The following is a 12330-nucleotide window of genomic DNA, read 5'->3' as shown; positions in this document are numbered from 1 at the left end:
AATTCCCCGCCCCTCACTTGACCGGATTCGTCACAAGAGTGGAATCCTTCGTCAATTTCTCCTGATTTAGATTGGAGCCGGGGGGGTAGTCGCTTAGCAGATAATTCGTGAAAAGAAAAATCGCACTAGCGCTCCTATCCACCCTGTGCTTGCCGGTCCTCCACGCGGCCGAGGCCCGGGTCTGGACCTCCCGCAAGGGCAGCACCATCGAGGCCGAGCTCGTGAAGCAGGACGGCGTCAATGCCACCCTGCTCCCGAAGGACGGCAAGCAGATCGTCCTGAAGCTGGACGACCTCAGCCTGGCCGACCGCCAGTTCCTGGTGGAAAATGCCGGCGCGGACGAGAAGATCCTCGTCACCGGCGAGCTCGGCGAGCCCGAGAAGCAGGTCCGCATCGACGCCGCCACCATCAAGAAGCTGAAGGACCAGTTCCTCGACTTCGGGTCGGAGAGCGAGGCCTCCTTCGAGCTCACGGAGAGCACGCACTTCCTCATCGCGAGCGCCGGTGACGTGCGGCCGAATGCCGCCGCGGAGACCGCCGAGCGCGTCTGGCACGGCATGGCCTTCCAGCACATGAATTTCCGCCGCGACTGGGGCGATGGCAAGATGCTCATCATCCTGGCCGAGAAGCGCGAGGCCTACACCGCGCTGGGGAATTGGTATCAGGAATTCCTCCGCACGAAGGACGCCGGCGACGTGGCCGTGCGGGTCGCCGCGAGCTGGGAAAAGACCGGCTCCACCACGATCAATCTGGATGATACGATCATGGAGCGCTTCAAGCTCTTCCCCCGCGCGCTCGTCTTCAATGTGAAGGACAGCAGCTCGTACAAGAAGCCGATGACGCCCTTCCTGATCAATACCCTCTCGCAGAGCCTGCTGGCGAAGCAGATGGGTGGCGTCAGCTCCTACGGCGACGAGGGCTACTTCGCGGTGATCACCGGCCACTCCTTCTACAAGGAGATCTCGCTGGCAGGGAAGAGCGAGACGAACCTCCTGACCTCCACCGGCACGGACGGCGAAGGTCTTGAGACAAAGAAGGGCTTCGAGGACGGTACCTCGTGGGCACGCGAGCTGAAGTCGATGGTCCGCAAGGGCGACATCAAGCCCGAGCTGGAGCCCATGCTGAAGTGGACGGCCGAGAACCTGAAGCCCGAGCAGCTCGTCATGATGTATGCCTTCGCTTACTTCATGGAGAGCACCCCGGCCCGCCTGAACAGCTTCGCCGCCATGGTCCGCCGCATCGAGACTTCCAAGCAGGTGCCCGCACCGATCGAGATCGCGAATCTCTTCGGCTTCGACACCGTCGAGGCATTCAATGCGGAGTGGCTCAAGTTCATCAAGGAAGGCCCCTTCAAGTAAGATAGAATTTTTCCGATAGAATGAAACGCACCCTAGCACTTTCCCTGCTGCTCGCCCTCTCGCCGCTGACCCGCGCGCAGGATACGGCCGGCATCGAGTATCGCGACTTCACCGGCCCCGGCGGCGCGCCGATCTCGGCGGTGGTCGTGGACAAGAACGATACCCAGGTCATCCTTCTCCTGAAGACCGGCAAGCGCACCACCGTGCCGCTCGACAAGTTGAGCGACAAGGACCGCGAGTACATCTCCTCCTGGAACAAGGAGAAGGCCGTCTTCCTGCAGAAATGCAAGAACCTGAGCATCCGCCAGCTCCTGGAGCTGCGCGGCTACGAGTCCTTCGTCTTCCGTTTCGAGAGCAATTCCATCTACATCGATGGCAAGCTGAACGGCACGCCCGGCAAGTTCCTCATCGACACAGGCGCGGGCACCAGCCTGCTCCACATCCCCTTCGCGAAGACGGCGAATTGCGAGGTGGGACCGATGGATGAGAAGATCTACGGCGTGGCGGGCGATGCCCCGGCCGGCTGGACGGACGTGCCCACCATCTCCTTCGGCGAGTCCGTCTTCAAGGGCCGCAAGATCCTCGCGACCGACCTGGGCAATGGCCTGCCGGAAGGCGCGAAGGTGAACAAGGACGCGATCCTCGGCGCCGACATCATGAGCCAGCTCGATGCCGTGATCTCCTACCCGGAGCGCCGCATCTTCCTCCGCCCGGACAAGTCCGACGAGGCCGCTGTTGAAGGCGTGGGCAATGCCCAGGAAGGCGATGAGAACGTGACCTTCCGCATCTTCAAGACGAAGGACAACCAGACCTACCGCGGCAAGGTGACGTCGAAGACTCCGACCGTGGCCACGCTCACCCTCGTCGGTGGGAAGACGGTCCAGGTCCCCGTGTCGAAGCTGGTCCCGGCCGATGCCGAATTCGTCTCGAACTGGACCGAGGCCGGTGCCTTCTTCCTCCAGCACTGCCAGAGCCTCACCGTGCAGGAGCTGCTGGAGCTGCGGAAGTACCAGTCCTTCGAGTACGAGCGCCGTGGCAATCACATCTTCGTGGACGGCACGCTGAATGACAATGCCGTGACCTACATGATCGACACCGGCGCGGACGGCACCTGCCTCCACCTCGCCGCCGCGGAGAAAAACGGCTGCGACGTCGGTCCGCTGGACCAGTGGGTCTATGGCATCGGTGGCAAGGCACCCGCCGCCGTCACCACCATCCACAAGCTCACCATGGGTGACGCCGTCCTGACGAACCGCAAGATCCTCGCCACCGACCTGAACCGCGGTCGCGACGATGAGATGGACCATGTCGGCCTCTTCGGTGCGGACTTCATGCGCGAGCTGGAAGCCGTCATCACCTACCGCGAGAACCGCATCTTCCTCATCCAGCGCGCCATGCCCGTGGCCCCGGTGGACCCGAAGAAGCGCTGACCGATTTCCCGCGGATCGATCTTAGCAAAGCCAAGTTTATTTGCGCATCCCGCCCGGCATGGATCCCACGATCCGTGCCGGGCGATTTCTTTGCCGGGGTGGAGGAATTTCAACCGCGGATGAACGGGATGAACGCGGATGAAAGGCAGGGATGGGATGGAGGCCGGGTGATGGATGCCTTCGGTGGAAGGCTTCACTTTGAGTTGCAGCCGTTCCGGAGGTTTCAGCAGAAAGACAGAACCGCGAAAAACGCGAAACTCCGCGAAATCTAAAGGCAGGAAGAAAATCGCGATCCCAACATTTCGCGGGAGTCCGCGGTTCGGTCGTCATTCCTCCGCTGCCTGCGGGGCGGCTACAGTTCGGAGTGAAATGCCCTGGAACCAAGATCTCTTCCTGCCTTTCAGATTTCGCGGAGTTTCGCGTTTTTCGCGGTTCCACAAAGAGCCCGCACCCAGCGAAGAGCCCGTACCAAGGATCTCGAATCAGCGCCCGCGATTTTCCCGGGGCCTCAGCTCACTCGCCGTCCTTCTTCTCCGGGAAGGTCAGCCGCATGGGACCCTGCAAGTGGGTCAGGAAGGTGACGCCGGGGATGCTGCCTTTGACCAATTTGGTGGTTGTGCTATCGAGCACGAAAGTCCCGGTCAATTTGGATCCTGTCTGTTTCCAGCCGCCTGCATCCAGGCATGCCTGAAAATAGGCGGGCCTTTTATTCAGTGCAGTCAGAGTGACAGTCAGCGGCTTTTCCGTGGTCGGTCGAACCGAGAAGACGAGGGCTTGGAGAAATGCCGCCAGATTCCCCGGATCCATATCTCCAAAATCGAGGCTGACGGACGTCCCATGGGCGCCTTCCTCAGTCGACCAAAAAATTGATGTCCTGACTTCAAATAGGGCGTTGACGTCCGAAGTGCCGACTTCTGCGGGATTGGAGCGATCGTAGTAGAGCTTGTAAGGCTGACCGAGGATATCGAGGGGCTTCTCGAACGTGTCTCCAGCCCATACCGGGAGAATGGCCCAGCTCAATCCTGAATTACTTTCACCACCGAGGTGGAACGGGATGAAGACCGGTGGACGGGAAGGGGGTGTCTTTGGCTTCTTCACGTGGTCGAATATTACCCAAGCGACTCCGAAGCGGTCGGTCTCGATGCGTCCTCCACCGGGGACGGGGGTCGGCTCAACTTGTGGGCCATCCCAATCGGGATGCGTGAAGTAGCTGCCGACGAATTTGTCAGACCATGACTTGTCCGCGGGATCATCGGTCACGACCTCGATCTTCAGTGGTGCCTTTGGCGTGCTTCCAGTCGACCGCAGCAGGCAGTGCAGTGTGGCGGCCATGACCTGCTCCCGCGTGTAGGGGCTGTAGGCTGGGACAGGCCACGCTTTCACGCGCAGGTAAACGGGCATGCTGAGCGGGTGTAGCGTGTCCAGCGGGTCTACCATGATTCCGAAGACATGGGCCAGATTCTGGTCGAGCAGGTTCCCCTGCTTCCACTCCATGGCTCCGTGCTGGACGGGCCGCGGAGCACTGATGACTTTGTGGACATCGTATCCATGATTGCTCTCCACTGGCACCGGGCCGAGTGGGATGGCGGAGGGGTCTGAAAAAGCCCCCAGATTCACCGGTTGCTCGATGGTGTCCACCACCAGGATGGTGGCCTCGGCGAGGGGGAGGTGGCTGCCGAGGGCTACGGCGATTGCCGCGGATAGGAGTCGCATGACGATAGGGCGTTCGCGTGATGGGATGGCGGGCTCACTCACCGTCCTTTTTCTCCGGCACGGTCAGTCGCATGGGACCCTCGGAGCCGCGGACGAGGGTGACGCCAGGGATGCTGCCTTTGACGAGTTCGTTGGTCTTCGGGTCGAGGATGAAGGTGCCTGCGAGCGATTCGTTGTTGGGATTTTTCTCGATCTTCCAGCCGCCGGCATCCAGGCACTGCTGGAAGTAGTCGGGGGTATCGCCGCTCGACATGAGCCGGATGATCAGGGGCTTTTCGGCGACGGGTCGCACCGAGAGGACCACGGCATGGAGGAAGGCGGCGAGATTCTCCGGGTCGATCGTGCCGAAGGTGAGATGGGCGGTCGTCTCGCCGGGGGCCTCGCGGATGGACCACGTGAGCCATGAGCTGCCCTCGAAGAGCGCGTTGCCATCCGGGCTCGCGAAGGTGGCGGGATTGAAGCGATCGTAGTAGAGCCGGTGGCGCTGGCCGAGAAGGTCGAGCGGGTTTTCAAAGGTGTCGCCCGCCCAGACCGGCAGCAGCATCCAGTCGCGATCCGACTCGGCCCCGCCATGGAGGCGCGTGGGCACCAGCACGGGTGGTCGTGAGGGAGTGGCCGCTGTCTTCGTCACGCCGGGGAAGACGAGGCGGGCGATGCCCATGGCGTCCGTCTCGATGCGGCCACCACCGGGGACGGGGGTGGGCTCGACCGGCTGGCCTTCCGTGTCGGGCCGGTTGACATAGTCGCCCGCGAATTTCTCGGCCCATGACTTGTCGGCGGGATCGTCGGTCACGATCTTGATCTTCAGCGGGTACTTCGGCGTGGGATTGGTGGACCGCAGCAGGCAGTGCAGGGTGGCGGCCATGACCTGCTCGCGGGTGTAGGGGCTATAGGCCGGGACGGGCCGGGACTTCACGCGCAGGACCACGGGGAGATAGGGCACCTGCGTCGTGTCCTCCGGCTCGACCGCGATGCCGAAGACGTGGGCGAGATTCTGGTCCAGCTCGGTGCCTCCCTTCCACTCCATCGCGCCGTGCAGGCAGGGCCGCGGGGAGGTGATGATGTCGTGGATGCCGTAGTTGTAATTGCTCTCCATCGCCACCGGGCCGAGCGGGATGGCGGCGGGATCGGAGCGGGCACCCAGGTTCACCGGTTGCTCGATGACGCCCATGCCCACGTTCGTGGCGTCGGCGCGGGGGATGAGGCTGAGACTGAGGGTGAGGCCGCCGAGGATGGCGGCGAAGGCGGCGAAGGCGGCGGATGTGTGTCGCATGGCAGTCATACGCTGGTGTGCTGGAAAACTAGCACATTTTTTCAGCAGATGACAGGAGCGGATTTGTCACATGTCTTGTGACGTGACTGCAAGGGGGGGGGGCGGCGGGAGGCTTGCGGCAAGATGCCGCAGCCACTTTTGTCAGACGAGGGTGCCCTCGGTGACGCCGAGTTTTTCGAAGGCCTTCACGTTGTCGAGCAGGGTGACGGCGTCGGTGCGGCCGGTGAGGAGGTCCTGGTAGGCGGCGATGGTGCGGAGCGCGCCGAGGTCGTCCTCGTCGAGGAGTTCGATGCGGAACTTCGCGAGGCCCGTGGTGCGGAGGTCGTCGTAGAAGCGCGCGCCGGTCTGGGCGCGGCCGTTGAAGAGCGTGTTCCGGCAGCCGACGTCGGCCATCAGGCGGTGCTTTTGCCCCACGCGGTCGCGCAGGTGGACCACGTGGCTCTCGCACGGGCGGCCGCAGTCCTTGTAGGTCGTCCCCTCGCTGAGAAAGGTGCAGAAGACGCAGTGCTCCATGTGAAACATGGGCATGTGCTGGTGCAGCGTCAGCTCGAACCACTCCGGCGGCGCGCCCTGGAGCAGGTCCATCACCTGGCCGATATTCAGGTCGTAGGAGATGGTCAGCGTGTCGAGGGCGGCGGCTTCCTTCAGCAGCTTCGCGGTGATGGGGTTGGCCACGTTCAGCGAGAAGTCGCCGGTCTTCCGCAGGTCGCTACGATGTTTGTAGTAGTCGAGCGAGGCCAGGTTCCGCAGCAGCACGCCGTCCGGCTCCGCGCGCTCGATGAGCTTCAGGTAGCCAGTCTCGCCGGGCTTCAGGATGCGCGGGGTGGCGAGGTGGATCTGGGATTTGGGATCTGAAATTTCAGATTTGAGGGCGACGGCCTCCTTGTAGCGGCGCGGGTCCTCGAAGTCGCAGTAGATGGTGGCGATGTCGGACTCGAGCGCGGCCTCCACCTGCGGGAGGCTGCGGCAGAGGACGGAGAGCTGCGGTGCGGCGGGCCCGGACGGCTGCAGGCCGCGCGGCGGCAGCAGGTCGCGCGCGGTGATGCGGGTGGGCCCGGCGGCGGGCTGGTCCGGGCCATCCTGCGCGGCGAGTGCGTCCACGATCTCGCGGCGCAGGCGGTTCAGCTCGGAGAGCGCGATGTGGCACTCGCCCTGGAGCTGGCAATCGAGCGAGGCCAGCTCGTAGGGCGTGTCGCCGAGGCGGCTGAATTGCGCGATGAGCGTCTCGGCACTCAGCGCGTGCTTCGACGCCTCCTGCAGCGCGAGGGTGGACGCGGCCGATGTGGCCAGGGTGCCGGATGCCGCGGCGACGTGCAGCGGCTCGCCTGGCCGGCCGGTGACGGTCAGGTGCAGCGGCGCCTTCTTCTCGCGCAGCTTTGCATTCTGCCAGAAGCGGCGGATGTCCGACTCCAGCTTTTCGTCGGAGGTCTTGTAGATCGTCTGCCCGGGCTTCAGGCGGGTGAAATTGATGCCGCTGAAGGTGCGGTGGAAGACGATGCGCTCGCCCTCGATCTTCCAGATCTTCGCGCCCTGCTCCAGGTCGCGGTTCTCTCCAGCGTCGAAGACCACGCCATCGCCCGGCTTCAGCGGGATGTCCGTGCGGTCGGTGAGTTCGATCCACGTGCCACCGCAGGCGGCGATGGTGCCGAGCAGCGGGCCGCGCTTTTTGCCAAAGCGGCCGTGGGTGAGGTAGGGATGATTTGTCCCGCCCAGCCAGCCGCTGGTGAGGCCGCGGGAGAAGGTCATCTCCAGCTCGTAGCGGTCGTCGCTGGAGATGGGGGATGTAGCGGGCGCGGCATCGGCGAGGGCGGCGTCGAGCGCCTTGCGATAGACGCGGGTGACGGCGGCGACGTACTCGGGGGTCTTCAGGCGGCCCTCGATCTTGAAGGACTTCACGCCGGCGCGCACGAGGTCCGGGATGAAATCGACGGCGGCCAGGTCCTGCGGGCTGAGCAGGTACCGCACCTCGCCCAGCTCGCGGCGCACGCCATCCACCTCCAGCTCGTAGGGCATGCGGCAGGCCTGCGCGCACTCGCCGCGGTTCGCGGAGCGCTGGCCGAGCGATTCGCTGGTCAGGCACTGGCCGGAGTAGGCGACGCACAGCGCGCCGTGGACGAAGACTTCCAGTGGCGTGCTCGGCGAGGTGCCAAAGCGCTCGATTTCCTTCACCGACAGCTCGCGGGCGAGCACGGCGCGCTCCAGCGGGAAGAGCGACTCGATGAAGCGCAGGCCTTCCGGCGCGGTGATGGTCATCTGGGTGGACGCGTGCAGCTCCACCTTTGGCGCGATCTCGCGGGCCATCTTGGCGAGGCCGAGGTCCTGGATGATGAGGGCGTCCACACCGGCCTCGGCGATGAGGCGGAGCTGGCGTTCCGCCGCTTCCAGCTCGCCGGTGAAGATCAGGGTATTCATCGCGATGAAGCCCTTCACGCCGTGCTTGTGGAGGAATTCCATGAGGCCCGGCAGGTCCTCCTCGGTGAAATTGTCCGCGCGCAGGCGGGCATTGAACTTGGGCATGCCGAAGTAGATCGCGTCCGCCCCGGCGGCCACGGCGGCGCGGGCGCAGTCCCAGTTCCCGGCTGGGCTGAGGAGTTCGGGCGTGAGATCGGCGTGCATGCGCGCACCGATGGCACGGATTCCCGCGCTTGGGAAGAACGACGCGGGCCGGGCGGCCTAACGGGGGGGGAGTAAGTCGCTCGCGGAAATCGTAGCAGGAGAAAAAGAAGGGATAAAAACGCCTGCGGGATGCATTTCGAAGCAACGGATACATGGTGAAAAAATTGGTCATTGGCGCGCTGGTGGTGGTAGCGGGATTCACTTTGGTTTTTTCCATGGGGAATTACTCATCCGTCGCTGACCAAGCGAGGTGGTCCAGAGTCGGGAACGATCACTCGTCTCTCGCTGCCGCGTTGAAAATTTACAGCGTTTCCGCGGGCCGTCCTCCATCGACTGACCAAGGCTTGGATGCCTTGGTCAATGAGCCCAGGACGGAACCCAAGCCGAGGCGTTGGCACCGCGTAATGGAGCGCGTGCCCTGGGATCCTTGGCAGAGCCCGTATCGCTACGCGCAATTGCCCTCGACCTCCAAGTGGCGCTTTGAACTGAGAAGCGCGGGGAAGGACATGGTTTTCGGCTCTTCCGATGACATCGTGACGATGTATGAATGGGGTGAAGCCACGGCGGAGTTGAAAGAAGTCATTGGCGAACCACGACCTTCGTATTGAGATCGAGAATGTTGGTTGCATATCGGAAGCAAGAGTGGGCGTTGGAAGTGGCTCCGGCTTCCAGCCGGTAGCCGGGCGGGGCTGGACGGTGCAGGCTTCCGGCAAGATGCCGGAGCCACTTTCCCGGTGGTCGAGCAGGCAAGGGAGGAGGCGTGCGGCTTTACGAGGGAGTGAGGAAGTCCACGTTTTACGCGTTCACGGGTCTGGGTGTGCTGGCGATGCTTTTGACGGGCTTCTTTGTTTGGTTCGCATCCGGGATATCATCGCATCCGCCTGAAGCGCGATTGGATGGCGACAACTCCTCGATGGTAAGCGCGATCCTGATGTATTGCGTCAATAACGGTCGGCCCCCGACATCGGCTCAGGGGCTGGAGGCGCTGGTGGCGATGCCGACCACCGGGCCCAAGCCGAGGCGATGGTCGAAGGTCTGGGATGAGATACCCTTGGACCCATGGGGGACGCCATATGGCTACTCACTCCTGCGCTCGAATACTCCTCAATGGCGCTTTGAACTCCGCAGCGCGGGCAGGGATCGAATTCTCAATACCTCCGACGATATCGCATACGAGCATAAAGTCGGCTACGATCCTGATTACAGGAAACCGGACGAGGAGGAACCCGCGGAGTCGCGCCCTTCCTTGTGAGGTCGTGAGTGGGTCTTGAAAGTGGCTCCGGCTTCCAGCCGGTAGATGGGGCGGACGCGGGCGATGCAGGCTTCCGGCAGGATGCCGGAGCCACTTTGCTCCCTTGATCCGCGTCTGCCGGTGGCTAGGGTCGCGGCATGGCTTCCGGGAAATCTCTCCTCACCGCATGAGCAGCGAGGCGGTGCGTGTGGACAAGTGGCTGTGGGCGGTGCGGCTTTTCAAGACGCGCAGCCAGGCGGCGAAGGCGTGCGAGGCGAACCGGGTGAAGTCCGGCGAGAAGATCCTGAAGCCCGCATCGGAGCTGAAGGGCGGCGAGCTGCTGGAGATCCCGTATCCGGAAGGCCCCGGCACGCGGACGGTGCGGGTGCTCGGCCTCATCGAAAAGCGCGTCGGCGCCCCGGAAGCGCGGCTGGCCTGCGAGGAAATCACGCCGCCTGAGGTGGTCGAGCAGCGGAAGATCTGGAGCGAGAGCCGGATGCATCGTCTCGTGGGCGAGCAGGGACGCCCGACGAAGAAGAACCGCCGCGAGATCGAGAAGAACCGCGGGTTTTTCGAGTGAGAGGGAGCACTCTGAAGTGCAGCCGTTCAGGAGGCTTCAACGAAAGAGATGGAACCGCGAAAAACGCGAAATCCCGCAAAATTTCAGACCGGGATTGAGGTCGCGTAGCGACCAAGGAGGGTAGCCGTGGGCTTTAGCCCACGGGGTGCATGCGGCGGTGAATGGTGTCGCGTGGCGACACAGGATTCGCCAGTGCGCGGCGGTTCTCCGTGGAGGCACGCGTCCGTCGGGTTCCTGTGTCGCTCTGCGACACCCTGCGCGCCCGGCTGTCCCGCGGGCTGAAGCCCGCGGCTACCGTCCTTGACCGCTACGCGGTCGGGAAAGGAAACCCGAGGACAAGGAATGCTGCCGGCAGGATGCCGGAGCCACTTTTGAGAAAGGACTCACTTTCCCGGGGTGTCCTTGATATTTCGTTTTGACGAAATACCCGCGAATTTCTACCTTCCCCGGGTTCCATGAAGTGCCCCCGCTGCGTGCAAGTGATCCACCGAGGGGCGGGTCTGTGCCCGCACTGCGGATTTGGCATCGCGGAAATGGACGCCCGCCATGGCAGCGACAATGTCTCGCTGCGCCGGCTGGCCGATCTGGCCGGGCTAATGCGGAATCGCGAACGGGGCAAGGTGCAGGCGGCGCTCGATGGATTTTGCCGCCGCTTCCCGCAGTTGTTTTTCGCCGTCTACACCGGCTCGGCGCAGGGCGGGGGAAATCTCCGTCAATTCGGCTTCTGGCTGCTGAATCGCGCCGCCTTCGAGGACGTGCCGGTGGATCGCCCGAATGAAGCGGGCATCCTGCTGGTGATCGATCCCGAGGCGAAGTCCGCCGCGCTGACCTGGGGCTACCAGCTCGATGCCTTCCTGACCGAGGAGGATACCTTCGTCTGCCTCAGCCGGGCGCATGCCTATTTCCTCGAGGGCCACTTCGCGGATGGCACGGTGCGCCTGGTCGAGCAGCTCGGGAAGATCCTCCGCAAGCGAGCCGCGCAGGCCCGCCGGGATCCGGAGCGCTTCGAGCGAAAGGTGGCACCGCCGCCGCGCACCGGGGAGATCGCCCGCCGCATCCGCGAGGGGCATCGCCAGTCGCCGGTGAAAACGACGGAGGTGGTCCCGTGAGGACACTCGCGTGCCTGATCCTTTCCGCCGGCCTCGCTGCCGGCGCGCAGAAGCTGCCCCTGCCGCTCCCCGAGTGGGAGGCCGCCGACAAGGCGGCGCTGGAGAAGGGCGAATTCGTGCCCGGCCTGATGCTGCTCGGCATGGATGCGGAGGAAGAGGACGCCGCCGCGAATCCGCCGGACGTCCCGCAACCGACCGCGGAGGAGCTGGCCGAGAAGGAAAAGGCCTCGACCGAGGTGGCCGAGGAGTATCTGGAAGAATACTTCGGCGAGCGCCCGTCCACCTTCATCGTCGATCCGCAGGGCCTGCTCAGTTCGAAGGACGAGCGGGACCGCGAGAGCTTCCTGAAGTATCACTCCAGCGACTCGGAGGTGGACCTCTACGTGTATCTCTTCGACGGCCACCAGGTGATCCCCTCGGAAGTGCGCGAGGAGGAGATCGTCGAGCGCTTCTTCTCCGAGGGGAAGCCCGCGGTGGTGGTCTATTACTTCCTCGGTGCGCCGCAGAAGTCGGACATCTACGTCAGCCCGCAGCTCAGCGATGCCGTCCCGGCGGTGGAGCAGCGGCGGGCACTCATCAGCTCCGTGGAGGAGGCGCTGGAGAAGCCGGACGCGCTTGCCCAGCTCGAGGCATTCTGCGTGCAGCTTTCCATCCGCATCTACTGGATGGAAAGGGCCGCCGGGCTGGTGACCGAGTCGGCCTCTTCACCCCTGCCGCGCCGTGCGAGATCGCAGGAGCCTGCGGTGAAGCCCGAGCCTGCCATGCTGGTGCAGGCAAAGGAGTGGAGTGCCCAGTACGGCCAGATGGCCGGCGTCATGGGCGGGGCGGTGCTGATCCTCGCGGGAGTGTTCGCCTTCGCCCGCAGCCGCACGCGCCACCGCTTCCCGGTCTTCGAGGTCGCGCCCCGTCTCGGTGGCGCGCATGCCGCGGGCATCGGTGCTGTGATTTCTTTCGGAAGCACCACGCAGTCCCCGTCCTCGCAGCGGAATGACGTGCCCGACTACCTCGGACTCTGAGGCG

Annotated in this window: 11 protein-coding genes; 8 read left to right on the top strand and 3 right to left on the bottom strand. The window is 64.0% G+C overall.

The window, feature by feature from the left end; all coding sequences use genetic code 11:
- Positions 1 to 107: 107 nt before the first annotated feature.
- The 3 genes from OKA04_RS20860 (at position 108) to OKA04_RS20850 (ending at position 3060) form a co-directional block, all read left to right on the top strand.
- Positions 108 to 1358: a hypothetical protein gene (locus OKA04_RS20860; RefSeq protein ID WP_264503154.1), complete on the top strand. Its 1251-nt coding sequence runs from the start codon at positions 108 to 110 to the stop codon at positions 1356 to 1358.
- Positions 1359 to 1378: 20 nt separating this feature from the next.
- The gene (locus tag OKA04_RS20855; RefSeq protein WP_264503153.1) at positions 1379 to 2788 is read left to right on the top strand and encodes a retropepsin-like aspartic protease; all 1410 of its coding nucleotides are present in this window, start codon (positions 1379 to 1381) and stop codon (positions 2786 to 2788) included.
- 74 nt (positions 2789 to 2862) lie between these two features.
- Positions 2863 to 3060: a hypothetical protein gene (locus tag OKA04_RS20850; RefSeq protein ID WP_264503152.1), complete on the top strand. Its 198-nt coding sequence runs from the start codon at positions 2863 to 2865 to the stop codon at positions 3058 to 3060.
- A gap of 241 nt (positions 3061 to 3301) precedes the next feature.
- Here the strand turns inward: OKA04_RS20850 and OKA04_RS20845 are convergent, their stop codons facing one another.
- From OKA04_RS20845 to OKA04_RS20835, 3 genes are all read right to left on the bottom strand, one after another.
- Complete coding sequence (locus OKA04_RS20845; protein WP_264503151.1) at positions 3302 to 4426, bottom strand: hypothetical protein; 1125 nt, start codon at positions 4424 to 4426, stop codon at positions 3302 to 3304.
- A 109-nt stretch (positions 4427 to 4535) separates the two neighbouring features.
- Positions 4536 to 5774 (bottom strand): hypothetical protein, encoded by a 1239-nt coding sequence (locus tag OKA04_RS20840; protein ID WP_264503150.1) that lies wholly within the window; start codon positions 5772 to 5774, stop codon positions 4536 to 4538.
- Positions 5775 to 5915: 141 nt separating this feature from the next.
- Positions 5916 to 8390, bottom strand: a complete 2475-nt coding sequence (locus tag OKA04_RS20835) for a peptidase U32 family protein (RefSeq protein ID WP_264503149.1) — start codon at positions 8388 to 8390, stop codon at positions 5916 to 5918.
- Positions 8391 to 8542: 152 nt separating this feature from the next.
- Here OKA04_RS20835 and OKA04_RS20830 point away from each other — a divergent pair, with 152 nt between their 5' ends.
- From OKA04_RS20830 to OKA04_RS20810, 5 genes are all read left to right on the top strand, one after another.
- Positions 8543 to 8998 (top strand): type II secretion system protein GspG, encoded by a 456-nt coding sequence (locus OKA04_RS20830; RefSeq protein ID WP_319800627.1) that lies wholly within the window; start codon positions 8543 to 8545, stop codon positions 8996 to 8998.
- A 170-nt stretch (positions 8999 to 9168) separates the two neighbouring features.
- Complete coding sequence (locus OKA04_RS20825) at positions 9169 to 9642, top strand: type II secretion system protein GspG (protein WP_264503148.1); 474 nt, start codon at positions 9169 to 9171, stop codon at positions 9640 to 9642.
- Between the two features lie 166 nt (positions 9643 to 9808).
- Positions 9809 to 10201, top strand: a complete 393-nt coding sequence (locus OKA04_RS20820; protein WP_264503147.1) for an RNA-binding S4 domain-containing protein — start codon at positions 9809 to 9811, stop codon at positions 10199 to 10201.
- A gap of 533 nt (positions 10202 to 10734) precedes the next feature.
- On the top strand, positions 10735 to 11310 hold the full coding sequence (locus OKA04_RS20815) for a TPM domain-containing protein (protein ID WP_264503146.1): 576 nt from the start codon (positions 10735 to 10737) through the stop codon (positions 11308 to 11310).
- Positions 11307 to 12326 (top strand): hypothetical protein, encoded by a 1020-nt coding sequence (locus OKA04_RS20810; RefSeq protein WP_264503145.1) that lies wholly within the window; start codon positions 11307 to 11309, stop codon positions 12324 to 12326. Before OKA04_RS20815 ends, OKA04_RS20810 begins: the two co-directional genes overlap by 4 nt.
- Positions 12327 to 12330: the final 4 nt, after the last annotated feature.

The sequence above is a fragment of the Luteolibacter flavescens genome (assembly GCF_025950085.1).
Classification (GTDB): Bacteria; Verrucomicrobiota; Verrucomicrobiia; order Verrucomicrobiales; family Akkermansiaceae; genus Haloferula; species Haloferula flavescens.
The sequence above is the reverse complement of the archived record's forward strand: the minus strand, read 5'-3'. Positions and strand labels throughout refer to the sequence as shown.